The following is a 26,209-nucleotide window of genomic DNA, read 5'->3' on the forward strand; positions in this document are numbered from 1 at the left end:
GAGTTCCAGGTACGGGCAATATGATCACGGAGGTTCGACCGGGAGGGAGTAATGGTGACAACCGAGCCGGAACTCGCGACACCGCCGGTTCCGCAGTGGTTCGCGGAGTTGTTCGCCCATCGACGCTGGATCCGGCGCAGCATGCCCTTTCCGCACGTGTACGCCCGCGATGTCTTCGTTCCCGAGTTCTATCGACGGCTGGCCGAGGAAGTGGATCGGGTTCGCGTGCGGCGTCCCGAGTTGTTCGCGCCGATCGCCGCAGGCTACAGCGCCGACGGCGTCCGGCTGGCCGACCTGCGCGACGGCCCGCTCGCGGTGTTCTCCTCGCGCGAGTGGCACGACCTGGTCGCCCGGCTCGGCGGCGTCGAGGCGACCGGTGACGTCGAGGGGTCGTTGCACCACCACGGGCCGGGCAGCCCGTTCGGCTGGCCGCACAACGACTTCAATCCGGCCTGGTTCCCCGGCCCGCCGCCCGGGCCCGGCGAAGTGCGCCTGCCCGACGACACCGTGCATACCAAGACCGGCGCACGCGCGCCGGGCGTCGTCGCGCGCGAGATCGTGCGCGCCGTCGCGGTGCTGTTCTATCTGGGCAATCCGGGGTGGGAACCGGGCGCCGGTGGCGAGACCGCGCTGTACGACCACGTCGCCGAGGGGGCGGCGCTGCCGTCGGTGACCCTGGTCCCGCCGCTGGACAACTCGCTGCTGCTGTTCGAGGTCACCCCGCGCACCTGGCACACGTTCGCGGGCAACAACGTCGAAGACCGCAACAGCGTGGTGATGTGGGTGCATCGCACCAAGGCGGACGCCGAACGGCGCTGGGGAGGAGACCGGATTGTCCATTGGTGAACGCCGCGTCTGCCTGCTCACCGGCGCGAGCGGCACGCTGGGCGACGCCTTCTGCCAGGCCTACTACCGCGACTACGACATCGTCGCCGTGTGCCGCACCCGCACACCCGCGGTGCCGTCGCAGCTGGAGTGGTACGTCGATCCGCTGGCGCCGGCCGCGGCGGTGCCGGAGAACGATTCCCGCGTGTTCGTGGTGCGATCCGATCTGACCCAGCCGGGCGAAGTGGAACGGGTGGTGGACCTGGCGCTGGCCCGGTTCGGCCGAGTCGACCTGCTGGTGAACAACGCGGCGCACGTCCGGCTGCACCCGGGCGGCATCGTGGACGGCGACGCCGCACTGGAAGACTTCGATCCGCATTTCGCGCTGAACGTCGCCGTGCCACTGCGTTTCGCGACGCGACTCGCGCAACGATGCTGGTTGCACGCGGGCCCGGAGAATCGCGCGCGCAATCGCAACATCGTCAATGTCTCGAGCATCTCCGGCTCGGAGGTGTATCCCGGGCAGACGCTCTACTCCGCGTCGAAGGCCGCGCTCAACCAGCTGACCCGCAATATCGCCGCCGAGTTCGCCGAGTTCGGGGTGCGCGCGAACGCCATCGCCCCCACCACGTTCCCGGTAGTGGTCCCCACCGGGCGAGTCGCGCGGGCGATCGTCGAGCTGGACGCGAGCGCGGTGTCCGGTGGGGTGTACGGGGTCGGCGTCGAGCCGGAGCGAGCGGACGGCTCCTCGCTCCGGCTCGCCGAACCGTGACCGGGACTACTCGCTCGGTGCGAGCCCGGTGGCCTGCTCGGACAGCGTCCAGAGCCGTCGCGCGAGATCGGCGTCGAGCGCCTGCTTGTTCTTCGGCGGCTCCAAGTCGAGCCGGTGGAAGTACTGGCCGTTGATCGCCGCGCCGTCGGCGGTAGTGGCCAGGTACACCAGCGGCTCGGCCCCCTTGTCGGGCCGGATGAAGAACGGACGCGCCAGCGGCGAGCGGATGAACCAGCCGAGGCCGAGCGGCGCGTTGTCGTAGACGCGGGTGGCGACCACGCCGGGGTGGAAAGCCGCGGTGGTGAGGCCGGTGCCCTCGGTGCGGCGGGCGAGTTCCCTGGTGAACAGGATGTTCGCCAGCTTGGACGCGCCGTACGCGCCGAGCTGGTTGAACGAACCGGTCGGCGCGTTGGCCGTGTCCAGGTTCAGCTTCGCCATCCGGTAGGTGGTGCTCGCGGTGTTCACCACCCGCGCCCGCGCCTGGATCAAGCGCTCCAGCAGCAGGTTGGTCAGCAGGAACGGGGACAGGTGATTGACCTGGAAGGTGAGTTCGTTGCCGTCGTCGGTGACCGTCCGCTTCGGCCACGCACCGCCCGCGTTGTTGGCCAGCACGTCGATCCTCGGGTACCGGTCGAGCAGTTGCTCGGCCAATTTGCGCACGTCGTCGAGCCGGGCGAAGTCGGCGACGAACGGCTGCGCGCCCGCCTTCGCGGCCACCTCCGCGGTCCGCTCCGGTGATCGGCCGACGACGGCGACGGTGGCGCCGCGCGCCGCGAGCCGCTGCGCCGCCGCGGCGCCGATGCCCGAGCTCGCCCCGGTCACCACCACCGTCTTTCCCGTCAAGTCCTGGTTTTGTGTCTGTTCCCGCGCTGCCATCGCTGCCTCTCGCACATCGGTTTACGTGACCCGATCGTCTTCGGCTCGCGCGGGTTCGGCAAGCACCGACGCGCCGGAGTAGTGCTCGGCGATCTCGTCACTGGTGGTCAGCCACACTCCGGGATGGCTTGCCACGTAATCGAGTGCCTCGTCCAGGTACTTGATCCGGAACGCTTGCCCGATCACGAAGGGGTGCAGGGCCAGCGCCATGACCCGCCCGCTGCCTGCCGACTCGGCGTAGAGCTGGTCGAGCTGATCGCGCACGATCCGCACGAAGTCCGGCCCGCTGGTCGCTTTGCCGAGGAACAGCGTGTTGTCGTTGAGTTCCACCGAGTACGGGACGCTGAGCAAGCCGGGCACCGACAGCGGATAGGGCTGGTCGTCGTTGGTCCAGTCGAGGACGTAGCCGAGGCCGAGTTCGGCGAGCAGCGACGGGGTCTGGAAGGACTCGGTGAGCGCGGGCCCCATCCAGCCGCGTGGCCTGCGTCCGGTCGCGCGTTCGATGGTCGCGACCACGTCGGCGAGGTAGGCGCGCTCCTCGTCCGCCGGAACGTCCGGCTGGAAGATCGAGTTGTTCTTCCCGTGCGCGACCCACGCCCAGTCCCGCCGCACCCCCGCCGCGACGATCTGCGGATTGTGCTCGACCACATCCGCATTGAGCAACGCGCTGGCCCGGATGCCGTGCCGGTCGAGCACATCGATGACCCGCCAGATGCCGACCCGGGGCCCGTAGTCGCGCCACCCGTAGTTCAACGGATCCGGCGCGAGACCCGACGTGCCGGGAAAGATGCTCGTGGACGGCCGATCCACCTGATAGTGCTCGACATTGAGCCCGACATAGAACGCCACCCTGGCGTCACCGGGCCACCGCAGCGGCGGACGATCGACGATCGGGCTGTAATCGAAGAGTTCGTTGTCCATGCCCTCATGCTGAAACTTGACACCGGTGTGAGGATCAACAGTGACGGTGAGTGACGTGCGGCACACCGCGTCGCCGAGCGGAAGACGGTGGCGGTTCCGCGAGCCTCAGCGCGTACACCGGCCGGTATCGTGCAGCGAACGCAACAACTGATCTCGTACGCACCTGGGCAACTCATCGGGACGCCCAGAAGGGGAGTGGCGCCCGACGCAGACCTGAACACGGATCTCGCGGCTCTCGACCGGTACGGCCCGGAGAGCCGCGGAGGCGGGTCCAGCGCCACCCAACCAGTACGGCCTGAATACCCGGAGAGGCGGACCAGCATGCGAGTGGACGGGCGGGAGATCCCGGTCACGGGCAGCCTGCTACAACCGCTGATCCGGCGTACCAGCGACATCGTCCGGGTGGTCCTCGCCACGCTGTGGGTGGCGGTCGTGATCGCGGCCTCGCTGATCACCCGCCCGGAATGGCTGGCCCTGGAACGCTCGGTCTCCAACATCGTCGGTTTCCTCAATCCGGACCAGTCCAACCTGGTGTATCTGGTCTACGGCATGGCGATTCTCGCGCTGCCGTTCGCGATCCTGATCGAACTGATCATCGGCAGGCAGTGGAAGCTGCTCGCCGGCTACGCCGCGGCAGGCGTCGTGGCCGGACTGCTGTTGTCCATCACCGGCACCGGCCTCTCCGCGCCCAAATGGCATCTCCAGGTGCCGGACCGGTTGGACACCTTCCTGTCCCAGTTCCTCGACGATCCGCGCTGGATCGCAATGATCGCCGCGATGCTCACCGTCGCCAGCCCGTGGCTGCCCACCCGGCCGCGACGCTGGTTGTGGTTCCTGCTGCTGGCCTTCGCGCCGATCCACCTCGTGGTCAGCACCGTGGTGCCCGCGCGGGCGATGTTCGGGCTCGCGGTGGGCTGGCTGGTCGGCGCGGTGATCGTGCTCGTGGTCGGCACGCCTGCGCTGGAGGTGCCGCTGGACGCGGCCGTCCGGGTGCTCGCCAAACGCGGCCACACGGTCACCGGATTCACCGTCGTGCATCCGGCGGGCCGCGGGCCGCTGGTGCTCGCCGCCGCCATCGAAGGGCCGGAACGCGAGCTGATCGTCGAGATGTTCGGCAAGAACCAGCGCAGCTTCGGCGCGCTGCGCCAGGTGTGGCGCTGGCTGACCTTCCGCTCCAGCGAGACCGCGGCCATCCACGGTTCCATGCACCGTGCGGTCGAGCACCGCGCGCTCATGGCGATCGCCGTCGCCGACCTCGGGCTCGGCAGTTCCAGCCCCGTCGCGGTCGCCGCGCTGTCGCGTGGCTGGATGCTGTACGCGCTCACCCAACCCTGCGGCACGGCGCTCACCGAACAGTCCGCCGAAGTGCTGCCAGGGGTGTGGCAAGCGCTGGACGCTTTGCAGCGCAAGCAGATCTCGCACGGCGACCTGCGGCCGATCGATATCCGCGTCGCCGACGGCGTCACGCTGTTCGGCGGCTTCGGCAACGCCGAGTACGGCGCGTCGGACGCGCAACTGCAATCCGACATCGCCCAGCTGCTGGTCACGACCACCGCGACGTTCGGCAAGGAGCCCGCCGTGCGCGCGGCGATCGAAACCATGGGCGAAGCGCGGGTACTCGCCGCGGCGAGCCGGTTGACCAAGTCGGCCATACCGACCGGCATCCGCAAAGCGGTTCCGGAGTGGAAGACCGCGCTGTCCGATGCCCGCGACGAGGTGCGCAAACAGACCGGTCAGGACCGGATCGAAGCCGAGCAGATCACCCGGTTCTCCCGCAACCAGATCATCCAGCTGGTGCTGCTGATCGGGCTGGTGTATGTCGCCTACCCGTTCATCAGCGCCGTGCCGACCTTCTTCACCCAGCTGCGCACGGCGAACTGGTGGTGGGCGCTGCTCGGGCTGCTGGTCTCCGCACTGACCTACGTCGGCGCGGCGGCGGCGCTGTGGGCGTGCGCGTTCGGCGCGGTGAAGATCCGCAACCTGCTCGTCATGCAGGTCGCCAATACCTTCGCGGCCACCACCACGCCCGCGGGCGTCGGCGGACTCGCGTTGAGCGTGCGGTTCCTGCAGAAGGCCGGGATCGGCACGGTGCGCGCGACGGCCGCGGTGGCGCTGCAACAGGCGGTGCAGGTGATCACGCATATCGGCCTGCTGCTCGCGTTCAGCATCCTCGCGGGCACCTCGGCGGATCTGTCGCATTTCGTCCCGGATGCCACCGTGCTGTATCTGCTCGCCGGCGTCGGGGTCGGGATCGTCGGCGCGTTCATGTTCGTGCCGAAACTGCGCCGCTGGCTGAACAACGCGGTCCGGCCGCAGTTGCAGGAGGTCATCGGTGAACTCGCGGAGCTGGCCCGCGATCCCAGACGCTCCGCGGTGATCATCGGCGGATGCGCGGCGCTCACCGTCGGCATGGCGGGCGCGCTGTGGGCCAGCGTGCAGGCGTTCGGCGGCGGCACCACCTTCATCACCGTCACGATCGTCACCATGATCGGCGGCACGCTCGCCGCCGCCGCGCCGACGCCGGGCGGTGTCGGCGCGGTCGAAGCGGCGCTGATCGGTGGTCTGGCCGCGTTCGGCCTGCCCGCCGAGATCGCGGTGCCATCGGTGCTGCTCTACCGCGTGCTCACCTGCTGGCTTCCGGTGTTCTGCGGCTGGTTCGCCATGCGCTGGCTGGTGAAGAAGGACCTGATCTAGGCGGGTTTGGTGGCGAGCAGGACACCGGTCGCGGGGCGCACCGTGACGAACTCGACCAGTTCGAATCCGTTCACACCCAGCACATCGCGGTACCGCCGGATATCGATGGCGGCCAGCGGGTCACCGTGGTTGTGCGAAGTGTCATGTGCGCGGTGCGCGGCGAAGCGCGCCATGATCCGCACAGCGCTGGAGAGCACCGGACCGGTCGGATGCGCGTCGGCGAGCAGGAGCCGGCCGCCCGGCCGCAGTACCCGAAACATCTGCGCGACCGCGGCCGGTCGTTGTGCCGCATCGATGTGGTGCATCGCGAAGGTCGAGACAACCAGATCCGCCGAAGCGTCGGGCAACGGCAACGACTGCGCCGCGCCGACCTCGAACCGGCAGTTCGGCAGGTCGCGCGAGCGAGCGGTGGCGTAGTCGATCATCTGTGGTGCGGGATCGACGCCGACCACCTGACCGGCCCGGCGAGCCAGCAGACGAGCGAAATCACCCGGACCGCACCCGACGTCGATGACATCGGCGTCCGTCCCGGGATGCGCCAGACGGGCCAGGCGCGCGTTGAGGCGGTTCGCGCCCCCGAGCAGGGTCACCTCCTTGAGGAGCCGATAGCGCCGGGGCTGAGTGAGCAGGATGCCGACGTCATCGGCGCTGTCGGCTCGGCTGTGGATACGGGACTTGTGTGCGTTTTCGGCCATATGTTCAGGATCGTGCCCGCTGCGTGGAACTACCAGGCACAATGTGGTGAAACCCGTCCACAATCGGACGAAGGTGAGACATCTGTCCAGGAGAGAGCGTGTCGTCGAACGGACGAAGCACATCCGGCCGCACTGATCGCAGGGTCCGGCGCACCAGGGACTCACTGCATCGGGCCTTGGTCGAACTCATGATCGAGCGCGGCTACGACCGGATCACCATCAGCGAAATCCTGACTCGCGCCGACGTCGGCCGGTCGACCTTCTACACGCACTACCGCGACAAGGACGATCTGCTCCTGCGCAGCTGCGCCGATTACCTGCGAGCGGCGATATCAGAGATGGATCCTGCTGCGGCGCACAGTGATCCACTCGCGCCCGTGCACACGTTGTTCCGACTCGCCGACGGAAGCCCCGAGGTATACCGTGCGCTGCTGCGCCGCAAGAGCGGGGCGGTACTGCTGCGGACAACTGTCGACGTCGTCATGGAGGTGTTGGGCGAGCAGCTGCGCGACCGGCTGGAGCTGCCACCCGCAGAGGTCGCCACTACGGTCACTTTCCTGTCCTGGGGCGTAACCGGCCTGCTGAACGCGATCGCCGAGGCCGATCCACCGCTTTCGGCGGACGAGGCATATCGCCGTTTGGTTCACTTGGTCGGCCCCGGGTTGAGCAGCCGGGTCGGCGACTGAGTCGATTACACCGATCACGCCTCCGATCGCCGAGTTCCAGCGTCCTGCGGCGCAGTCGATTCTTCCGTGGGTGAAACCACTGAGCGATAACAGCCAGAGCGGAAAGCAGCGAAATACCGATCGCGAGTAGCGCAGCCCAAGTGAGACTGAAAGTAGCGTAGGAAATCTGCCGAAATCCTGGGGCCGGATAATTGTCGTGCCCTTTTGCCCATCGGATCAGCAATCCGACTTGCGTGCCCGGATCTCGAGCGCTCCCATACGAAACCACTCGCGTGAGTTCATCGCCTTTGCTGTCGAGATAGAGCGCGGTGGCGATCGTGAATATGGCGACGAAGACCGTCGCGACGAGCGCCACACGCGTCAGCGCCTCGACGCGGGCGACGCTGTCGACCGCCACGCTGCCGACCACGATGACGATCGCGACACTGGTCAGGATGCCCAAAGTGCCACTGGCTTCCGGGCTTGGCACGGATGACCGCGCCCAGAGATCGACCCAGAACGTCGAGACCTGGATCCGGCCGAATGCGTTCGCGTGGATCACACCGTCCGTCCCGCCGGTGCCGGTGGTCAGCCATGGCTGGAACAGCAGAATGAATACGACGATGCAGCCGCCTGCCACGCAAAGGTGCACCCCTTTTTCACCGCGTACAGCTGAAAGCCGCTTTGCGCCGAGCACAACTCGCAGCCGCACGCGATCCCATCGACATCGTGGCGCTGCACCGGCTGAATCGACCTGCTCGTTGCGGGCTGCCGCATTCTGCCAAGGGGTGGGTCGCACGGTTTTTCAGCCTATGAGTGCGGCTGTATGGAACCCGTCAAGGAACAACGCTGTGAGCGAGAACAATTCGTCAAACTTCAGCGGCGATGGGCGAATGCGCGCCGAGGTATCGCCCCCTCCGCGAGGAGAAGGCCGGTCAGTCGTTGATCAGTTCCAGCGCGTCCGCGGCACGCACGCTGCCCGCCGTGACGAGCTCGAGGTTCGCCAGCGCGGCTTCGTGCGCTTCCGGGGTGGCGGCGGCCAGGCAGTCGGCCACCGGATGCACGGTGAAGCCGAGATCGGTGCCGTGCCGCGCGGTTTGCTCGACGGTCAGATTGGTGGCGACACCGGTGACGAAGAGCGTCTCGATCCCTTGATCGGTCAGCCACCGCGGCAGTTTGCTGCCCGCCAGGCCGGAGAGTTTCTGGTTGTCGAAGACTTCCGTCGGCTGCGCCGCCATCTCCGGAATGATCGCGGCCCCGGGCGAATCCGGCCGGAACTCGGTCTGCGCCGCGCCGACCGAGCGCATGAATCCGGTGTTGCGCACCAGCTCTCCCTCACCGATCGGGATGGTGAACCGCGTGAAGACCACCGGCAGCCGCGCCGCGAGCGCCGCGGCGTGGAAGTCCGTCGCCCGCGTCACCACGCCCGAAGCCGCCACGGGCGCGGCCAGCATGGGACCGAAGAAGCCTTCGGGCCGAATGACATTCACCTGCCAGTGCAGCGCCAGCACGGCGGCGCGGATGCGTCGGATCGCCATGGGACGACCTTACGCATCCACGCCGCGCGCATCGTCCGATTCACGTGAAACCGGACTCACCGCACCGTCAGGACGAATAGTCCTTGCGCAACTGGACTTTGACGACCTTGCCGCTCGCGTTGCGCGGCAGCTCGGGCAGCAGCACCAGCTCCTTGGGGTGCTTGTAGCGCGCCAGGTTCTCGTTGAGGAACGGCTCCAGCTCTTCCAGGGTCAGCTCGTCGTCCGGGTTGTGCAGGGCGACCACCGCGACCGGCACCTCGCCCCACTTCTCGTGCGCTCGGCCGACCACCGCGGCCTCCCGGATCTTGGGGTGCGCGAACAGGACGTTCTCCACCTCGGCGCAGTAGATGTTCTCGCCGCCGGAGATGATCATGTCCTTCTTGCGGTCGACCACGTAGATGAAGCCCTCTTCGTCCTGACGGACCAGGTCGCCGGAGTGGAACCAGCCGCCCGCGAACGCCTCGGCGGTGGCCTCGGGCTTGTTCCAGTAGCCCTGCATGAGCGTGGGGCCGCGGTAGACGATCTCGCCCACCTCACCGGGCGCGACGTCGTTCATCTCGTCGTCGACGATCCGCGCCTGGATGGTCGGGATCACCTTGCCGACCGAACCGAGCTTGCGGATCGCGTCCTTGCCCTCCAGCACGCAGGTGATCGGCGACATCTCCGTCTGACCGAACACCGCGACGTTGAACGAGTTCGGGAAGCACTCGGCCATCGCGCGCAACACGGTGTCGGAGGCGGGCGCGGCGCCCCAGCTGAGTACCTCGAGCGCGAGCTTGCGGTCCTTCACCGTCGGGTGGTCGCAGACCAGCTGCCACTGCGCGGGCACGCAGAACGCGGAGGTGGCCTGCTCGGCCTCCAACGCGTCCAGGAACTCACCGGCGTCGAAGGCGCCGAGCGGATGCAGCACCGTCTTCGAACCGAGCATGAAGGCCGGGGCGAGACTGCCGAGACCGGCGATGTGGAACAGCGGCGAGGTGCACAGCCCGATCGAGTCCGGCTCCAGCGCCAGCGCCCGGATGCAGGTCAGCGCCTGGGCGTTCATGTTCGCGTAGGTCAGTACCGCGCCTTTCGGGCTGCCGGTGGTGCCCGAGGTGTACATGATGAGGCTCGGGGTGTCCTCCGGGATGTCCAGCGGGGTGTGCGGCTCACCCTCTTCGGCGATCAGGTCGTCGTAGCCGATCGCACCGTCGCCGGACGCGCCGCCGATCACCACGAGGGTCTCCAGGGCGGGCGCCTGCGCCCGCACGGCGGCGGCCAGCGGCTGCAACACGGTGTCGGTGACCACCGCCTTGGCTCCGCTGTCACCGACGATGTAGGCGACCTCGGGCGGCGTGAGCCGGAAGTTGACCGGGACCGCGATCGCGCCGAGCGCGTTGATTCCGAACACGGCCTCGAGGTATTCCGGGTAGTTCAGCGCCAGGATCAGGACCCGGTCGCCGAACCCGACACCGCGGCGTGCCAGTCCGTCGGCGAACTTCAGCGATCGCTCGTGCAACTGCCGCCAGGTCGTGTCCGCGCCGCGGAACCGGACCGCGACCGCGTCCGGGCGCATCTGCGCGTGCACGGCGAGCTGGTTGTTCCAGTGGTTGCGCCGCGACCTGATCGGCTCGTCGAGCGCTGCTGCCCCGGTGGTCATTGCCACGAACTCCTCTCGGACCGCCATCGGCCCGCCGGGATGTCCGACGGCGGCGACGGGCTGAATCGCGTGCAGAATAACAACTAACTTAAACGCCCGGCAAGAGATTGCGTGATGAATCCGGGTTAATCGGCCCGTCCGGGCGGCCTCGCCGAGTTGGAAGTCTTCTAGCAGGCTATTTGGTCTACTATGCACCGATAGCGAAGCGGAAGCAGCGACGAAGAAGATCATCAAACATGCGAACGTCGGCTCACTTGTGAGTTGAAGGCGGAGCGATTCTCGTGTCACCATCGACGCCAACGGGCGAACCGGCACGCCCGCGCGAGATAGAGGAGAAGCGCAATGCTGCGGACCAGGTTCACCGAGAAGTTCGGCGTAGAGCACCCGATCGTGCAGGGCGGCATGATGTGGGTCGGGCGGGCCGAGCTCGTCGCGGCCGTCGCCAACGCCGGGGGGCTCGGCTTCATCACGGCCCTGACCCAGCCGACGCCGGACGACCTGCGCCGCGAGATCGCGCGCACCAGGGAGCTGACCGACAAGCCGTTCGGCGTGAACGTCACCATCCTGCCGTCGATCAACCCGCCGCCGTACGCGGAGTACGTGCGGGCGATCATCGACAGCGGCGTCGAGATCGTCGAGACGGCGGGCAGCAACCCCGAGCCGTTCCTGCCGTACTACAAGGACGCGGGCATCAAGGTGCTGCACAAGTGCACCAGCGTGCGGCACGCGCTGAAAGCCGAGCGGATCGGTGTGGACGGCGTGAGCATCGACGGCTTCGAATGCGCGGGCCATCCCGGTGAGGACGACGTCCCCGGCCTGGTGCTCATCCCGGCCGCCGCACGGGAGCTGAGCATCCCGATGCTCGCCTCCGGTGGAATCGCCGATGCCCGTGGCCTGGTCGCCGCGCTCGCCCTCGGCGCCGACGGCGTCAACATGGGCACCCGGTTCCTGTGCACGCAGGAGTCCTCGATCGATCAGAAGGTCAAGGAGAAGATCGTCACGAACTCCGAGCGCGACACCCAGCTCATCTTCCGCACCATGCGTAACACGGCGCGGGTGGCGGACAACGAGATCAGCCGCAAGGTCGTCGAGATCGAGAAGTCCGGCGGCACCTTCGACGACGTGCGGGATCTGGTGGCGGGAGCGCGCGGCCGCCGGGTGTTCGAAGAGGGTGACCTGGACGCGGGCATCTGGTCGGTTGGCCTGTGCCAGGGCCTGATCCACGACATCCCGACCTGCGCGGAGCTGATCGGCCGGATGGTCACCGAGGCCGAGGAGCTGATCACGGCTCGTCTGGCCGAGGCCGTGGTGGCGGGCTGACCCGAGCTACCGGGCCGCGCGGGCGGTGACGGCCGCGTAGTCGTGGCTCGCGACGAGTTCGATGCCGTCGGGCAGCGCGTGCAGGCGGTGGATCGTGGTGAAGGCGGCGTCCCGGTCGGCGTCGAACAGCTTGCCCGGCATCGGCGCCTTCTCCCGCAGCAGATCGACCTGCAACTTGCTCCAGACGGCGTCGCCCGCGAACAGCACGCGGGTGCCGTCGTCCACCGCGAGCAGCACGCCGATGCTGCCGGGAGTATGGCCCGCCAGATCCACCAGCAGCACCGAACCGTCGCCGAACAGGTCTTTGCTGCGCGGGAAGGTCAGCACCGGCGGGCCGTCCAACTCGAAACGGTCGAAACTGCGCCCCCGCAGCGGGCCGCGCGCCACACCGGCCGGCGCGTGCGGACCGCCCATCGCCCAGTCGTACTCGACTCCGGGCAAGCGGATCTCCACCGAAGCGGGCAGCTCCAGCAGGCCGGAGACATGATCCCAGTGCAGGTGGGTCGGGACCACGAAATCGATGTCCTCGCCCGCGATGTCGTGCGCCGCGAGCGCGTCGGACAACCCGAGCACCGGCTTGTCCGGCGCGACGAGCAGCGGAACCGGGAACGGCAGTTCGGGCAGCACGCGCTCGTGCACGCCCGCGCACAGGGCGGGGTCGATCAGGAAGCGCGCCTTCGGATGCTCGACCAGGAACGCCGCCATCGACAGCCGCATCTCCCGCAGGCTGCGCACCCCCTCGGCCACGATCGTGGTCGGCGCGGACATGGTGGCCTGCGTCAGCACGGTCAGCCGGACCGTGGCGCTCGCGGCGGGCGGCGGCGCCACTTCGAGGTTCGCCAGCAGGGCCGTGTCGGGGCGGCGCGGCCGCAACAACCGGCCCGGCGTCGCCGCCAGCGCGGCGCAGCAGCGCAGGAGGGTGGGCAGAGTCGGCGTGCGCTCGGCACGGGTGGCGGCACCGCTGTCCGGTTCGGTCACGATGCCACGGTATGTGATCACGCCGGTTCGCGAAAGAGCCGGGCAGGCAGCGGATATGCGTCCTTGCTCAGTACCGTTTCTCCGGCATAATCGCGTGGGTACCGTTCTCGAGCGGGTAACGACAACCGGGGAGACGGGGAGGGAGGACGCGATGCGGCCCGGTCTTCCGGACGGGCACGGTGGTGCACGGGAGCACGACGGTTCGCTCGGCGGTAGCCGACGCACCGCGCTGACTTGCGCCGCCGTCCTCGCGGTAGCGGATCTACTAGGCGTCGACGCCGCCTCGGTGTCGACCAACTCGCCCTTTTCCGATCTCGGCCTCGGTTCCACCCAACTCGCGAGGCTGACCGCCCATCTCGAGGACGCCATGGGAGTCGAGGTTCCGCTGATCGCGATCTACGACCATCCGGACATCGAGCAGCTTGTCGAGTATCTCGCGATGCGATGAGCGGCGCGGCTACTGATTCAGTCGGCTCGCATCCACCCGTCTCCGTCATCGGCATCGGCTGCCGACTGCCGGGAGCGGCGAGCGTCGCCGAGTTCTGGCAGCTGTTGGCCGAGGGCAGGGACGCCACGTCCACCCCGCCCGCCGGGCGGCTCGGCTCCCGGCGTGGCGGGTACCTCGCCGAGGTCGAGTCCTTCGACAACGACTGGTTCGGCATCTCCGACCGCGAGGCCGCGGTGATGGATCCGCAACAGCGGCTCGCGTTGGAAGTCGCGGTCGAGGCGCTCGACGACGCGGGGATCGGCTACCGCGCGCGGGGTTCCGGCGCGGCCGTCGTCTTCGGCGCTTCCGGGTACGACCACGGCATCGCGGTGCTCGGCCGAGCGGGCCACGACGCCCCCTTCGCGGTGACCGGGTCGGCGCTCAGCATCATCGCCAACCGGTTGTCGTACGTGCTCGACCTGCACGGGCCGAGCCTGGTGCTCGACAGCGCCTGCTCGTCCTCGCTCGCCGCGGTCGACCTCGCGGTCCGGCTGCTCGCCGACGACGCCGTGCCGTTCGCCATCGTGGGCGGCGTCAATCTCGTATTGCTGGAACACACTTCGAACTACCTGGCCGAGGGCGGCTTCCTGTCGCCCGGCGGACGGTCGGCGCCGTTCGACGTCACCGCCGACGGCTATACCCGCGGCGACGGCTGCGCCGTGGTGATTCTGCAGCGCAGCGCGGACGCGGCACGCGAGGGCAATCGGGTGTACGCGGAGATCGCCGGAACCGCCGTCGGATCGGACGGACGCTCCAACGGCCTGTACGCGCCCAACGGCCGCGCGCAGCAGGAGACGTTGCGCGCGGCGTGGGCGCGGGCCGGGCGCCCGCCGAGCAGCGCGGGGTATATCGAATGCCACGGCACCGGAACGCCTTTGGGCGACGCCGTGGAGGTCGGGGCGCTCGCCGCCGCGCTCGGCGACGGCGCGGACGATCCGGTCTGGATCGGCTCGGTGAAGTCGAACATCGGTCATCTGGAGGCCGCCGCCGGAATCACCGGAATGGTGAAGACCGCGCTTTGCATTCACCACGGGATGATCGCCCCGACCATCAACGTGCACACCGAGCACCCGCTGCTGCGTTTGGCCGAGCGCGGCCTGCGCGTGCCCACCGAGCCGGTGGACTGGAGCCGGGTGGCCGCTCCGGAGCGCGTCGCGGGCGTCAGCTCGTTCGGATTCGGCGGCACCATCGCGCACCTCGTGCTCCGTGGCGTCGCGCAGGCCCGGTCCGAACCCGCCCCGCGCTTCCCGATCCTGCTGCCGCTCACCGCACGCGACGACGAGGAGCTGCGCGAACGCGCGCTGCGGCTGGCCGGCGAACTGGACCTGGCGCGGTCGTCCCTGCCCGAGTCGGCCGCGGCGGCGGCGCGAGCGCTGCCTGAGCCCGCCCGGGCCGCGATCCTCGCGCACGATCACGCCGACGCCGTGCACCGGTTGCGCACGCTCGGAGGCGGCGACGCGGCGCTCGGCATCGTGTCGAACCGCCGCCGCGGCGGGCTGTTGTTCCTGTTCTCCGGGCAGGGAGGCCAGCATCCGCAGATGGGCCGCGCGCTCGCGGCGCGGTACCCGGTGTTCGCCGCCGCACTCGCCGAGGCGACCGACGCGGTCGTGACGGCGGGCGGACCGCGGGTCTGGACGCCGCGCCACGGGTTCACTTCCGCGGGCGAGGCGCAGGCCACCGATCTGGTGCAACCCGCGTTGTTCGTCTTCCAGGTGGCGCTGGTGAGATTGCTGGCGGCATGGGGCATCCGCTCCGACGCGGTGGCGGGGCACAGTCTCGGTGAGATCGCCGCGGCGGCGGTGAGCGGCGCGCTGACTCTCGCCGACGCGGCGCGCGTGGTGGTGCTGCGCAGCGCGACCTTGGCGCATCTGGACGGGCGAGGCGCGATGGCGGTGCTCGAGGCGGCCCCGGAAGAAGCGGCCAAACTTGTGGAGCCGATGCGATCGGAAGTCGCCATAGCCGCGATCAACGGCCCCAGGTCGGTGGTCGTGTCCGGCACACCGCGCTATATCGACACGCTGGTGCGGCGGGCCACGCGCCGCGACATGTTCGCGCGCAAGCTCGCGGTCGACTTCGCCGCGCACAGCCCGCAGGTCGCCACCGTGCTCGCGCCTTTCGTCGCGGCGTTGACCGAGATAGCCCCGCTGACGCCACGTCTGCCGGTGTATTCGACGGCGCGGCGCGGCGCGAAACTCACCACCGCCGCCATGGACCGCGACTACTGGGCGGAGAATGCCGCGGGCACGGTGCACTTGGCGGCCGCGCTGGAGCATGCGGCCGAAGACGGCATCGCCACCGTGGTGGAGATCGGCCCGCATCCGGTGTTGCTCGCGGCGGTGCGGGAGTACCCCGACTTCCGCGACCGCACGCATGCCGTGGCGCTGCGCGACGACGAGGCGAGCGGCTTTCTCACCGGCGTGGCAGGGCTGTACCTGGAGGGACGGCCGATCGACTGGTCCGCGCTCGGCGTTTTCGGCACACCGGCGCCGCGGCGGTGGCGCAAACGGAGATTCCCGCTGCTGGTGGCCGGGCCGGCGAGCACGCATGTCCCCGAATCCGCTTTCGCGGCGGAGGATCTGACCCACCACGTGGTGCACGGCGACAACATCGTGCCTGCCGTCTTCTGGCTGCGACGACTGCTGCAACTCGCCAGGGACACCGCGGGAACGGCCGCCCTGACGAACTTCGCCGTGCACGAGAGGACCGATCCGAGCGCCCTGCCAGAGGTCGTCTATCGGGGGCGGGGCGCGGAAGAAAGCGTGCGGGCGGAGGTCACGGGCACCGGGACGCTGGCTTCGGCCCGGCCCGCCGGTGACCCCACACCCGCGGATATCGTCGCATGGATGCGGGTGGTCGACGCAAACCGGGCCGCACGGCATCACATGCGCGTCATCACCACCGGCGTCTTCTACCAGGAAATGCGCCGCAGGCGACTGGAGTACGGTCCCGGGTTCCGGACGTTGCGCGGCATCGCTGCGGGCGCCGGGCGCGCGCTCGGCCTGTTCGACGCCGCCGAATTGCCTCGCACCGCAACGCTGGACGGCTGCCTGCACGTGCTCGCCGCCGCGGTGTTCGACGAGTTGCCCACCACCTCGATTCCGCTGCCGATCGGCATCGACTCGGCCTGGCTGTCGCAGGAACCCGATCGCCACGTGCTCGAGGTGCACGCCCTGGTCCGCGAGCGCGGCGACACCGGACTGATCGGCGACGTCATCGCTACCGACCAGCACGGTGTGCCCTGTCTGGCTCTCTGCGGGGTGCGCATCCGCTACGCCGATCCCACCGGCGAGGAAGGGCTCGGCGTCCTCCGCACCGCCCCGGCCGAACTCGGAACGCGCGACGCGCCCTTCCGCCAGGAGACCTGGGAGCCGCACGACCTCGGTTCGTTCGGCGACGCACCCGATACCCGCGTGCGACGGGCGGTCGTGGTCGGCGCCTGCGACCTTGCCGTCCGGCTCGCTCGCGCGCTGGACGCCGAGTTGCCGACCGAACGGATCGCGCGGCCGCCGGACGACGCGAGTTCGCTGGTCAGCACGGTGCTGACCGGGCGAAGCGGCGGCAACGCCGTGGTGGCCGTCTGGCCAGACGGTTCCGGCGGGAGCGAGGGCGACGACGTCGCGGCGGCGGCCGGGCGTGTCCTCGAACTGCTGCAACTGATCTCCGCCCACGACGCCACCGCGTCGTTGACGGTCGTGCTGCCGCGATCCGATAAAGCCGCGGCGACGGCCTCGGTCGTCCCCGCGGCGATCGCGGGGCTGGTGCGCTCGCTCCAACTGGAGACGGGTCGCACGGTGCGCCTGGTCTGGGCCGATCCCGATCCCAGGAACCTGCCGCCGCTCACCCGACTGGCGACGACCGACAGCGCCGTGCCGGACGAGTTGCGCCTGTCGGCGGGCGAGGTGGCGGTGCGGCGCTTCACGCCAGCGTGGCCGCGCGCCGTGCCCGTCGCAGGCATCGACGCGAACGGAACCTACGTCGTCACCGGCGGGCTCGGCACGCTCGGCTCGGTCGCCGTGCGCTGGTTGCTCGACGCGGGCGCGCGCGACGTGGTGGTGCTGACCAGGGCGCCCCGCCCGGTGCCCGCCCTGCTCGACGGTTTGGAGGACCGCATCGTCGTGGTGCGCTGCGACGCGGCCGACCGGGACGATCTGGCCAACGCGCTCGGCGACATCCGGGCCTCCGACTCGGTGATCCGCGGTGTCGTGCACGCGGCGGGCGTGCTGGAGGACGCCGCGTTCGACTCGGTCACCGCGAGCGAGCTGGTCAGAACGTTTCTGCCCAAATCGACCGCCGCGGGCAATCTGATCGAGCTCACCGCGACCGACGCCACCGATTTCGTGTTGCTGTTCTCCTCGGCCACCGGCGCGCTCGGTGCGCCGGGACAGGCCGCGTACGCCGCCGCCAACGCGGCGATGGACGCTCTGGCACAGCGTGACCCGGGCCGAAGGATCGTGAGCGTCGGCTGGGGTCTGTGGGATTCCGGCCTCGCCGCAGCGGCGGGCGGCGCGAACCATCTCCGGCGAGCCGGTGTCGGCGCGTTCGATCCGACGGGCGGAATCGCCGTGCTGTCCCAGGTTCTGCGCTACGACGGCCCATACCTGCTGGCGCTGGAGCACACGCCGACGGCCGACACCTCCCCGATCGCGATGCGCTTGACGAATCTGCTGGCGCCCGCGTCCCGTACCGATCCCGCGCCCACGCGGGCCGCGAGCGAGCGCCCATCCGAGCCCGCCGACCCACTCACCACGATCATCCGCCGGGTCCTGGCGAGCACGCTGGAGCTGCCCGCCGAGCACATCGACCACGCGGCCGACTTCAACGACCTCGGACTCAGCTCGCTGCTCGCCATCGAGATGCGACGCAACCTGGAGGCACGACTGCGCGTCCGGATCGCGACCGCGGAGTTGTTCAAGCACCCCACCATCACCGCTCTCGGCGCCGCCCTGCTGGATCGGGTCGCCGCGAACACCGGAGACACCTCGTGAGCCGCACCGACCAACCGGCGGCCAACGGCCTCGCGACCTCGGTGGCAGCGACCGTCCGCACGCCGTCCTGGCCGATGCCAGGCCCTCGCTCAGCCTGCTCTCCGCTCACGACGAGACGAGTACTCGCCTTGTCCGCGAATCCCGGTGTCCCTGAACATCGTTCAGCAGAGGGAATCAGGTCCGGCGCGATGGCGTCGGCGAGCGCGGCCGACCGAACGCCCTTACATGACCCGGGCAGAGCTCGAATTCCCAAACCAGCAGCGGAAAGCTCCGCCGCGGCGAGCGCAGGGCGCGCTACCTGGCGGGACGCCTCGATCCGGTGACCATGATCTGACCGGCCTGCTTCCGTTCAGTGCTCGTCTCGGCCCATGAGACGGTCGGTCTCGCGACGCTCACGCTTGGTCGGCCGTCCCGCGCCGCGGTCGCGGCGGGGCATACTCGCCACGATCTCGCGCGGGGGAGGAGGCGGACTGCGATCGATCAGGCATTGCGCGGCGATCGGAGCGCCGACACGCTTGGTGACGATCCGCTCCACGATGACGATGCGCTCGATGCCGCCCACGCGGACGCGCACTTCGTCACCGGGACGTACCGGCTGCGCGGGCTTGGCCGTCGCGCCGTTCACCCGGACATGCCCGCCCCGACAGGCCTCCGCGGCAGCGGACCTGGTTTTGAACAGGCGCACCGCCCAGGTCCACGAATCGACGCGGGCCTGGGTCGCGGTGCTCTGGATGCCGGATTCGGCGCGGGCCACTCGTTAGACGATACGGCGTGCGGTGACCACCATGTCGGGGCGCAGCGGCGTGTAGGACACCGGCGTACCCGTCTGCACGGCGTTCAGGAGCTTGTTGTCGCCCGCGTAGATGCCGACGTGACCGCCGCCGTTGGTGATGACGATGTCGCCCGGCTTCAGCTCGTTGTAAGCGACCGGAGCGCCGACGTGCGACTGCTCGAAGCTGGTGCGGGGCAGCTCGACGCCGGCCTGGCGGAACGCCCACTGGACGAGGCCGGAGCAGTCGAAGGAACGGGGACCCGCCGCGCCCCAGGAGTACTGGGCGCCGACCTTGGTCCTGGCGGCGTCGAGGGCGATGTCGCCCGGGCTGTTGTTCTGCTGCTGGCCGAACAGGCCCGGCAGCATGGGCGCGAAATTGGGAGCCTGGGGAGCGACCTCTTGCGGCGCCTGGGCAGGGGCGGCGGGAACGGCCGCGAGCGCCTGCTGGATCTGCTGATTGAGCTGCTGGACCGGCTGTTCCCACTCCTGCGGAACGTCGAAATTGCCGACACCGGGAACGTTGATGGTCGCGGCCATGGCCGGAATCGCGGGCATGGCGCCGGTCGCGGCCACCGCACCCATGACAATCGCACCCTTGACGGAATTCGGAACTCGAGAATCCCGTTGCAAGCTGTGTTTACCCACCGAGCTACGTCTCCGATCTTGCTGCTCTCCCGCCGACCGGGTTAGCTGACGGGTTCGGGCCGGGAGAGCGGCCCTACCTCGCGACCGGAATCGGCCATGAGGATTCACCCCAGACGAACCTGTGGGTCCCCGGCACGACAGCCGAGACCGATTGGCCCCGACAGCCGTTAAGGCGGTAACTAGTGGCGCCGTTTCTCTTACGAAGCGACTGGTTCCACTAAGTCACGAAGAGATTACGGTGCCGACGCGATGTTGTCCAGCGCACAGAGCTGCATCTTTTCCATCACGGTGGGAACGCCGGTCGGATCGAGGAAAATCGCCGTGGACGGAAGGTCACGAATCGGTCTCGGCGAGCGGGGCGATGCAAGGCACCACCCTGCCTGCCCGACGGCTCAGCGTCGCGTCCCATGCACCGCGCGTTCGAGTTCGTCGATCCTGCGACGCGCCTCGGTCAGCTCGACCTCGAGCTTGCCGAGCGCCATGACCAGCGGGCCGACCGCGAGATCGGCGACCAGTTGTGGATCGTCGTAGCCGCGCTCGATCGCGATGAGGATGTTGGACCGGATGCGCTCGGCCACCGTGGCGCCCGCCGGAATGTTCCAGGATCCGACCACCTCGGCGAGGCCCGCGGTGGGTGGTTCGTCGGACATGCCCCTCCGTTCCCGCGCCGCCCTGCCGCGCGACCATTCTGGCGAACCGCCACCAGCCTAGAGAACCGGCGGCGAGAGCAATAGTGCAATACGAAACGCTAGGGCTTTCTAGAACACGCCGTAGACGCGCCCAGATCATCCGGACGAAACGCGCTACGGTGTCGGGGCATGGACCCCGTGCGGAACCCGTATGCCCCCGGCGCGGGACAGCGCCCGCCCGAATTGGCCGGGCGCGACAAACAACTCACGGCTTTCGACATCGTGCTCGAACGCATCGCGCGCGGTAGGCCGGAACGCAGCGTCATGCTGACCGGTCTGCGCGGCGTCGGAAAGACGGTGCTGCTCAACCAGCTTCGCTCGGCCGCGATATCGCGCGGTTGGGGCACAGGCAAGATCGAGGCGCGTCCGGACCAGGAACTGCGCCGCCCGCTGTCCTCGGCATTGCACATGGCGGCGCGTGCGATCGCGACGGCGCACCGCAATCCGGAACGGGTGGACGACTTCCTCGGCATCCTCAAGGCTTTCGCGCTGCGGTCCACCGCGGACAAGGGCATGCGGGAACGCTGGCAGCCCGGCATAGACGTACCAGCGGTGAGCGGCAGGGCCGATTCCGGCGATATCGAGATCGATCTGGTGGAACTCCTGGTGGAGGCGGCGGCCCTGGCCGGCGACATCGGCGTGGGCATCGCGATCTTCATCGACGAGATGCAGGATCTCGGCCCCGCCGACATCTCCGCGATCTGCGGCGCGTGCCACGAACTGAGCCAGGACGCCGCGCCGTTGATCGTGGTCGGCGCGGGCCTTCCGCACCTGCCCGCGGTGCTGTCCGCTTCAAAGAGCTATTCGGAGCGACTATTCAGTTATCACCGCATCGATCGCTTGGACCGGGAATCGGCCGACCAAGCGCTGATCGCGCCGGCCCAGCGCGAGGACGTGAAGTTCACCGACGACGCCCTGGACGCGCTGTATAGCAAGGCCGATGGCTACCCGTATTTCGTGCAGGCGTACGGCAAGGCGGTGTGGGATCAAGCGCCGGAGAGCCCGATCACGGCCGAGGACGTCGAGGTGGCTTCACCCGCGGCCGAGGAGGAGCTCGCGGTCGGATTCTTCGGTTCCCGTTACGAGCGGGCTACCCCGGCGGAGCGCGAGTACATGCGTGCCATGGCCGACCTGTCCGGCGACGACGGCCCGGTGGCGACCGCCGCGGTGGCCAACGAACTCGGCCGCAAGCCCGCTTCGCTCTCGCCCGCCCGTGACGGCCTGATCAAGAAGGGCCTCATCTATTCCGCCGAGCGCGGCACGATCGGGTTCACGGTGCCGCATTTCGGCCGCTATCTGCGCTCGGTGTGAGCGCGGCCGGCCATGCGGAGAGTGGCGGATTGCCAGCTATTCGCCCTTCTTTCAAGATCGCTAGATATTCGTAGATTTATCTCGACCAGCGGGCCTACCGATGGGTAACAAACCCTCCTACACTCGGATGTGATCCTGATCACGTCCGAGGGAGGACATCATGGCGACAGCCGCGAAAGTCGACGCCACCGAAGAACAGGCCCGCGCACTGGTCGAGGAGTCCCGCGAAACGAGCTGGGCCAAACCGTCCTTCGCCAAGGAGATGTTCCTCGGGCGGTTCCGGCTCGACCTGATCCACCCGTATCCGCAACCCGGCCCCGAGGACGCCGAGCGCACCGAAGCGTTCCTGTCCCGGCTGCGCACGCTGTGCGAGTCCATGGACGGATCGGTGATCGAAGCGGAGGGCCGGATCCCGGAGGAGTACGTCAAGGGTTTGGCCGAACTCGGCTGCTTCGGCCTGAAGATCCCGCAATCGTACGGCGGCCAAGGGCTTTCCCAGTTCGGCTACAACCGAGCGTTGATGCTGGTCGGCTCGACGCACCCGAGCCTCGGCGTCCTGCTCTCCGCGCATCAGTCCATCGGGGTGCCCGAACCGCTCAAACTGGCGGGCACCGACGAGCAGAAAGCCGAGTTCCTGCCCCGCTGCGCGGCCGGAGCGGTCAGCGCGTTCCTGCTCACCGAGCCCGACGTCGGCTCCGACCCGGCCAGGATGGCCAGCACCGCGACGCCGACCGACGACGGCGAGGCCTACCTGCTCAACGGCGTGAAGCTGTGGACGACCAACGGCGTGGTCGCCGAGCTGCTGGTGGTGATGGCACGGGTGCCCAAGAGCGAGGGCCATCGCGGCGGCATCTCGGCGTTCGTCGTCGAAGCCGACTCCCCGGGCATCACCGTCGAGCGGCGCAACTCCTTCATGGGCCTGCGCGGCATCGAGAACGGCCTGACCCGCATGCACGACGTCCGGGTGCCGAAGCGCAACCTGATCGGCCGGGAGGGCGACGGCCTCAAGATCGCGCTCACCACCCTGAACGCGGGCAGGCTCGCCATTCCGGCGTTGTGCACCGCCGCCGCGAAGTGGTCGTTGAAGATCGCGCGGGAGTGGAGCACCCAGCGGGTGCAGTGGGGCAGGCCGGTGGGCGAGCACGCGGCCGTCGGCCAGAAGATCGCGTTCATCGCGGCGACCACGTTCGCGCTGGAAGCGGCGCTCGATCTGTCGGCGACCATGTCCGACGAGGGCCGCAACGACATCCGGATCGAGGCGGCGCTGGCCAAGCTGTGGGCCAGCGAGATGAGCTGCCGGATCGCCGACGAACTCGTGCAGATCCGCGGCGGCCGCGGCTACGAGACGGCGGCGTCGCTCGCCGCGCGCGGCGAACGGGCCGTCCCCGCCGAGCAGCTGGTGCGCGATCTGCGGATCAACCGCATCTTCGAAGGTTCCAGCGAGATCATGCGGCTGCTGATCGCCAGGGAGATGGCCGACGCGCACATGGCGGCCGCGGGCGCGCTGGTCGACCGCAAGGCCGAGTTCAAAGACAAGGCGAAGGCCGCGGTCGGCGCGACGGGTTTCTACGCCAAGTGGTTCCCGCAACTCGCGGTCGGCGCGGGTACGGTGCCCGCGGCGTACACCGAATTCGGGGTGCTGGCCCGGCATCTGCGCTTCGTCGAGCGCAGCGCGCGCAAGCAGGCCAGGTCGCTGATGTACGCGATGGGCCGCTGGCAGGCGGGGCTGGAGTACCGGCAGAACTTCCTGGGCCGGATCGTGGACATCGGCGCCGAGCTGTTCGCGATGTCGGCGGCCTGCGTGCGCGCCCACGCGTTGCGGGCAGCGGACGCGCCGGAGGGCAAGGCGGCCGAAGAACTGGCCGACACCTTCTGCAGGCAGTCCCGGCTGCGGGTGCGCGAGTTGTTCGACGCGCTGTGGGAGAACACCGACGATGACGACCGCACCCTGACCCGCGGCGTGCTCGACGGCCGTTACGAATGGCTGGAGGACGGCGTGCTCGACCCGAGCGAGGGGACCGGCCCGTGGATCGCGGAGTGGCAGATGGGGCCGTCGACCGAAGAGAACCTCCTGCACCCGTTCCTGCCGTCCACCCGTCCCGGCGCGAAGGCCTGAGCAGCGGCCGGGCTCGTCGCACGCCCGTCGAGCGTGCGGCGAGCCGGGCTCGCCCACTATTTGCCACTATTGGAATTTCCCTAGACAACCGCAGATTTTCCTCGCGGGCCGCGCGACAGGTTCGTCCCGACGGAAATCAGCGCAATCTAAAGGAATCTAGCTTTTTGTCTAGCATTCCGTAGTTCTTCCTGTGCGCGTGGCGACAGCTGCCCGATCGACCGGCGGCGTCGGTTGGACAACGTGTGCGTAACGGCAGGTGTAGGGGGGTAACGGCGCGGAAATCCAGTTCGACAACTGGGCAGGAGACGCCGAACATGCGCCTCGCCCACAGGAGGGTGCCATGTCCACCACCATCGCCCGCCGCGCCGCCGATCACGACGGCCACCGCATCACGGTGTCGGCCGAAGACGGTGTCCCTCTCGCGGTCCGCGTCTTCGGCGCCGACGACGCCCTCGCGAGCGTCGTCTTCGTGCACGGCCACTGCCTGCGGGCCGAATCCTGGACCTCCTTGCGCGCACACCTCCTGCGACAGTGGGGCGACGACATCAGGATGGTTTTCTACGACCACCGCGGCCACGGCGAGTCCGGGATGGCGCATCCGTCGACGTACACCATCGAGCAGCTCGGGCACGACCTCGACACCGTGCTGCGGACGGTCGCGCCGACCGGTCCGGTAATCCTGGTCGGCCACTCGATGGGCGCGATGGTCGTGCTCGCCTATGCGCGGCTCTACCCGCAGGCCATCGGCACGCGGATCGCGGGCGTCGGGTTGCTCGCCGGCGCGGCCGCCGGGATCACCGACGCCGGGCTGGCGCGCCTGCTGCATCGGCGCGCGGTGAACTCGCTGCAAGCCGCCGTCACGCACGCCCCTCGGGTGATGCAGGCGTCCCGGCGCCTGACCCGCAGCCTCTTCGCGCCGATCCTGCGCGAGGCCGAATTCGGCACCGGGAAGGTGAACCCGCGGTTGGCCGCGCTGGCCACCGCGATGCTGAACGACACCCCGCTGGTGACCATGGCCGGATTCCTGCACTCGCTGATCACCTTCGACGAGACGGCGACCCTGCACCACCTCGGCGCCGTCCCCGCGCTGGTCCTGGCGGGTTCGGCCGACCTCATCTTTCCCTTCGCCCACTCCGTGGCACTGGCCTCACAGCTGGCCGGTTCCGAATTGGTCCGGCTGGAAGGGGCCGGGCACAGCGTGCTGCTCGAACGAGCCGAAGAGGTCGCGCTCTCCCTCGCCGGACTCGCCGAGCGCGCGTTCGCCGCGGCGCGCCCCTCCGCCGGCTACGCCGCTGCGGGCTGAACCTCGGCAATCGGACGGCAACTAGCGGATTTCTACCTCGCACGAGCCAGGAACGAATTCTTTCGGTACTGTGTTGTAGATCACGTTGTGTGGTGGGTCACACGGCTGGGTGCAGCGCGGTCCAAGGCAAACGGGCAACCGCGCGTCACTGCACCGAGTTCGCATGTCCGCCAGGGAATCAGGAGGTATCGATGACTCGCAGCGAATTCGCGGAACTACGCTACGCGGTCGGCCAGCTCCGGCAATCCATCGGCGTACTCCGCACCCAGTACGGCGACGCCAGCACGGTGCGGCGGTTGGAGAACGACCTCGAGCGCCTCGTCATCGACGCCGACGAACTCGAGCAGTCACCGCCGCCCGAGGTGCGGCGCCGGCCGCAGGACGTCATCTACGTGCCGGACAGCAAGTCCGACGAAGCCGCCTGGATGGGCGCGCAGGACGAGGGGCTCGGCTTCCACTCCCGTCCGCGGACGAAGTAGTCCCCGGATGGGCGGCGCGAGCCGCCCATCCCGGTATCCACGCCCGCCGTGGCGGCGACGCCCCAGGCACCGGGCTTCATCCTGGCGCCGCGCCGACCGGACGGCGGGCATCACGAAGAGCACGGCGACGGCATGATCGCTGCGAGCGGGTCGGCATTCGAGGCCGCGGCGGTTCTCCGCGCCACGCAGTTCATGCGGCAACTCGGCACGGTGTGCGGGTCGGCCGGATACCGCCCGTGATCGAGGCGTCGTTCGATCCGGGCACGGCAGTCGAGTCGTAACCCGCGCCGGGAGCCGGGAGCCGGAAGTCGGAAGCCGGAAGCCGGAAGCCGGAAGCCGAAAGCCGGAAGCCGGAAGCCGGAAGCCGGAAGCATTGTGCACGGGCCACGCGCCGAACGCCGACGGATCACCTACCTTGCGTTCGGCCATCATGTCGAACATCGACGAGGCCGACCCCACATCACCGGCGCGGGCGGCTACCATCAGCGGCGCTGAACGC

The 26,209-nt window shown here is 69.2% G+C and carries 21 protein-coding genes and 1 riboswitch; of the genes, 12 read left to right on the top strand and 9 right to left on the bottom strand.

Annotation, left to right across the window (positions count from 1 at the left end):
* Positions 1–51: 51 nt before the first annotated feature.
* Together NB3_RS25575 and NB3_RS25580 are read left to right on the top strand one after the other, a co-directional pair.
* Positions 52–846 (top strand): 2OG-Fe(II) oxygenase family protein, encoded by a 795-nt coding sequence (locus NB3_RS25575; protein WP_067808457.1) that lies wholly within the window; start codon positions 52–54, stop codon positions 844–846.
* Positions 833–1,597, top strand: a complete 765-nt coding sequence (locus tag NB3_RS25580) for an SDR family NAD(P)-dependent oxidoreductase (RefSeq protein WP_244892079.1) — start codon at positions 833–835, stop codon at positions 1,595–1,597. The genes NB3_RS25575 and NB3_RS25580 overlap by 14 nt, the downstream gene beginning before the upstream one ends.
* 6 nt (positions 1,598–1,603) lie before the next feature.
* Here NB3_RS25580 and NB3_RS25585 read toward each other — a convergent pair whose 3' ends face one another.
* Both NB3_RS25585 and NB3_RS25590 read right to left on the bottom strand, forming a co-directional pair.
* Complete coding sequence (locus NB3_RS25585; RefSeq protein ID WP_067808588.1) at positions 1,604–2,440, bottom strand: SDR family NAD(P)-dependent oxidoreductase; 837 nt, start codon at positions 2,438–2,440, stop codon at positions 1,604–1,606.
* Positions 2,441–2,494: 54 nt separating this feature from the next.
* Positions 2,495–3,394: a polysaccharide deacetylase family protein gene (locus NB3_RS25590; RefSeq protein WP_067808459.1), complete on the bottom strand. Its 900-nt coding sequence runs from the start codon at positions 3,392–3,394 to the stop codon at positions 2,495–2,497.
* A 321-nt stretch (positions 3,395–3,715) separates the two neighbouring features.
* Here NB3_RS25590 and NB3_RS25595 point away from each other — a divergent pair, with 321 nt between their 5' ends.
* Complete coding sequence (locus NB3_RS25595) at positions 3,716–6,088, top strand: lysylphosphatidylglycerol synthase transmembrane domain-containing protein (RefSeq protein ID WP_067808461.1); 2,373 nt, start codon at positions 3,716–3,718, stop codon at positions 6,086–6,088.
* Here NB3_RS25595 and NB3_RS25600 read toward each other — a convergent pair.
* Positions 6,085–6,783, bottom strand: a complete 699-nt coding sequence (locus NB3_RS25600; RefSeq protein WP_067808462.1) for a class I SAM-dependent methyltransferase — start codon at positions 6,781–6,783, stop codon at positions 6,085–6,087. The genes NB3_RS25595 and NB3_RS25600 overlap by 4 nt on opposite strands.
* A gap of 176 nt (positions 6,784–6,959) precedes the next feature.
* On the opposite strand from NB3_RS25600, the gene NB3_RS25605 reads away from it, so the two are divergent.
* Positions 6,960–7,469, top strand: a complete 510-nt coding sequence (locus tag NB3_RS25605) for a TetR/AcrR family transcriptional regulator (RefSeq protein ID WP_244892080.1) — start codon at positions 6,960–6,962, stop codon at positions 7,467–7,469.
* A 914-nt stretch (positions 7,470–8,383) separates the two neighbouring features.
* On the opposite strand, the gene NB3_RS25610 is transcribed toward NB3_RS25605, so the two are convergent.
* Positions 8,384–8,986: a cysteine hydrolase family protein gene (locus NB3_RS25610; protein WP_067808466.1), complete on the bottom strand. Its 603-nt coding sequence runs from the start codon at positions 8,984–8,986 to the stop codon at positions 8,384–8,386.
* A 67-nt stretch (positions 8,987–9,053) separates the two neighbouring features.
* Positions 9,054–10,625: a fatty-acid--CoA ligase FadD5 gene (gene fadD5 / locus NB3_RS25615; protein ID WP_067808590.1), complete on the bottom strand. Its 1,572-nt coding sequence runs from the start codon at positions 10,623–10,625 to the stop codon at positions 9,054–9,056.
* Positions 10,626–10,967: 342 nt separating this feature from the next.
* On the opposite strand from fadD5, the gene NB3_RS25620 reads away from it, so the two are divergent.
* Positions 10,968–11,945, top strand: coding sequence for an NAD(P)H-dependent flavin oxidoreductase (locus tag NB3_RS25620; protein WP_174553238.1), 978 nt, complete (start codon positions 10,968–10,970; stop codon positions 11,943–11,945).
* A gap of 6 nt (positions 11,946–11,951) precedes the next feature.
* Here the strand turns inward: NB3_RS25620 and NB3_RS25625 are convergent, their stop codons facing one another.
* On the bottom strand, positions 11,952–12,923 hold the full coding sequence (locus NB3_RS25625) for an MBL fold metallo-hydrolase (RefSeq protein ID WP_244892081.1): 972 nt from the start codon (positions 12,921–12,923) through the stop codon (positions 11,952–11,954).
* Between the two features lie 151 nt (positions 12,924–13,074).
* On the opposite strand from NB3_RS25625, the gene NB3_RS25630 reads away from it, so the two are divergent.
* A complete protein-coding gene (locus NB3_RS25630; RefSeq protein ID WP_084823668.1) occupies positions 13,075–13,371 on the top strand; it encodes an acyl carrier protein in 297 nt (98 codons plus the stop codon).
* Positions 13,368–18,395 (top strand): type I polyketide synthase, encoded by a 5,028-nt coding sequence (locus tag NB3_RS25635; protein WP_067808468.1) that lies wholly within the window; start codon positions 13,368–13,370, stop codon positions 18,393–18,395. The genes NB3_RS25630 and NB3_RS25635 overlap by 4 nt, the downstream gene beginning before the upstream one ends.
* Positions 18,396–18,744: 349 nt before the next feature.
* On the opposite strand, the gene NB3_RS25640 is transcribed toward NB3_RS25635, so the two are convergent.
* The 3 genes from NB3_RS25640 to NB3_RS25650 form a co-directional block, all read right to left on the bottom strand.
* A complete protein-coding gene (locus tag NB3_RS25640; protein ID WP_244892082.1) occupies positions 18,745–19,149 on the bottom strand; it encodes an RNA-binding S4 domain-containing protein in 405 nt (134 codons plus the stop codon).
* A gap of 3 nt (positions 19,150–19,152) precedes the next feature.
* Positions 19,153–19,749: a C40 family peptidase gene (locus NB3_RS25645; RefSeq protein ID WP_067808470.1), complete on the bottom strand. Its 597-nt coding sequence runs from the start codon at positions 19,747–19,749 to the stop codon at positions 19,153–19,155.
* A gap of 78 nt (positions 19,750–19,827) precedes the next feature.
* Positions 19,828–19,997, bottom strand: a riboswitch (cyclic di-AMP (ydaO/yuaA leader).
* A 207-nt stretch (positions 19,998–20,204) separates the two neighbouring features.
* Entirely contained in the window at positions 20,205–20,462 is a 258-nt protein-coding gene (locus NB3_RS25650; protein WP_067808472.1) for a hypothetical protein, read from the bottom strand.
* 168 nt (positions 20,463–20,630) lie between these two features.
* Between NB3_RS25650 and NB3_RS25655 the strand changes: the two genes are divergently transcribed.
* The 5 genes from NB3_RS25655 (at position 20,631) to NB3_RS25675 (ending at position 25,950) form a co-directional block, all read left to right on the top strand.
* On the top strand, positions 20,631–21,812 hold the full coding sequence (locus tag NB3_RS25655; protein WP_067808474.1) for an ATP-binding protein: 1,182 nt from the start codon (positions 20,631–20,633) through the stop codon (positions 21,810–21,812).
* A 160-nt stretch (positions 21,813–21,972) separates the two neighbouring features.
* Entirely contained in the window at positions 21,973–23,928 is a 1,956-nt protein-coding gene (locus NB3_RS25660) for an acyl-CoA dehydrogenase family protein (protein WP_067808476.1), read from the top strand.
* Between the two features lie 340 nt (positions 23,929–24,268).
* On the top strand, positions 24,269–25,231 hold the full coding sequence (locus tag NB3_RS25665) for an alpha/beta fold hydrolase (protein ID WP_067808478.1): 963 nt from the start codon (positions 24,269–24,271) through the stop codon (positions 25,229–25,231).
* Between the two features lie 191 nt (positions 25,232–25,422).
* A complete protein-coding gene (locus tag NB3_RS25670; RefSeq protein ID WP_067808481.1) occupies positions 25,423–25,710 on the top strand; it encodes an Rv0250c family protein in 288 nt (95 codons plus the stop codon).
* Positions 25,711–25,758: 48 nt separating this feature from the next.
* A complete protein-coding gene (locus NB3_RS25675) occupies positions 25,759–25,950 on the top strand; it encodes a hypothetical protein (RefSeq protein WP_067808483.1) in 192 nt (63 codons plus the stop codon).
* Positions 25,951–26,209 lie beyond the last annotated feature (259 nt).

Origin of the sequence: Nocardia beijingensis NBRC 16342 (genome assembly GCF_001612785.1) — a bacterium.
Lineage (GTDB): Bacteria > Actinomycetota > Actinomycetes > Mycobacteriales > Mycobacteriaceae > Nocardia > Nocardia beijingensis.

Excerpts from the sequence above, each read along its gene's own strand:
- NB3_RS25650 (WP_067808472.1), bottom strand. The coding sequence starts at position 20,462 with ATGTCCGACGAACCACCCACCGCGGGCCTCGCCGAGGTGGTCGGATCC.
- NB3_RS25600 (WP_067808462.1), bottom strand. The coding sequence starts at position 6,783 with ATGGCCGAAAACGCACACAAGTCCCGTATCCACAGCCGAGCCGACAGC.
- NB3_RS25575 (WP_067808457.1), top strand. The coding sequence starts at position 52 with ATGGTGACAACCGAGCCGGAACTCGCGACACCGCCGGTTCCGCAGTGG.
- NB3_RS25610 (WP_067808466.1), bottom strand. The coding sequence starts at position 8,986 with ATGGCGATCCGACGCATCCGCGCCGCCGTGCTGGCGCTGCACTGGCAG.
- NB3_RS25660 (WP_067808476.1), top strand. The coding sequence starts at position 21,973 with ATGGCGACAGCCGCGAAAGTCGACGCCACCGAAGAACAGGCCCGCGCA.
- NB3_RS25590 (WP_067808459.1), bottom strand. The coding sequence starts at position 3,394 with ATGGACAACGAACTCTTCGATTACAGCCCGATCGTCGATCGTCCGCCG.
- NB3_RS25635 (WP_067808468.1), top strand. The coding sequence starts at position 13,368 with ATGAGCGGCGCGGCTACTGATTCAGTCGGCTCGCATCCACCCGTCTCC.
- NB3_RS25670 (WP_067808481.1), top strand. The coding sequence starts at position 25,423 with ATGACTCGCAGCGAATTCGCGGAACTACGCTACGCGGTCGGCCAGCTC.
- NB3_RS25665 (WP_067808478.1), top strand. The coding sequence starts at position 24,269 with ATGTCCACCACCATCGCCCGCCGCGCCGCCGATCACGACGGCCACCGC.
- NB3_RS25595 (WP_067808461.1), top strand. The coding sequence starts at position 3,716 with ATGCGAGTGGACGGGCGGGAGATCCCGGTCACGGGCAGCCTGCTACAA.
- NB3_RS25655 (WP_067808474.1), top strand. The coding sequence starts at position 20,631 with ATGGACCCCGTGCGGAACCCGTATGCCCCCGGCGCGGGACAGCGCCCG.
- fadD5 (WP_067808590.1), bottom strand. The coding sequence starts at position 10,625 with ATGACCACCGGGGCAGCAGCGCTCGACGAGCCGATCAGGTCGCGGCGC.
- NB3_RS25630 (WP_084823668.1), top strand. The coding sequence starts at position 13,075 with ATGCGGCCCGGTCTTCCGGACGGGCACGGTGGTGCACGGGAGCACGAC.
- NB3_RS25620 (WP_174553238.1), top strand. The coding sequence starts at position 10,968 with ATGCTGCGGACCAGGTTCACCGAGAAGTTCGGCGTAGAGCACCCGATC.
- NB3_RS25645 (WP_067808470.1), bottom strand. The coding sequence starts at position 19,749 with ATGGGTGCGGTGGCCGCGACCGGCGCCATGCCCGCGATTCCGGCCATG.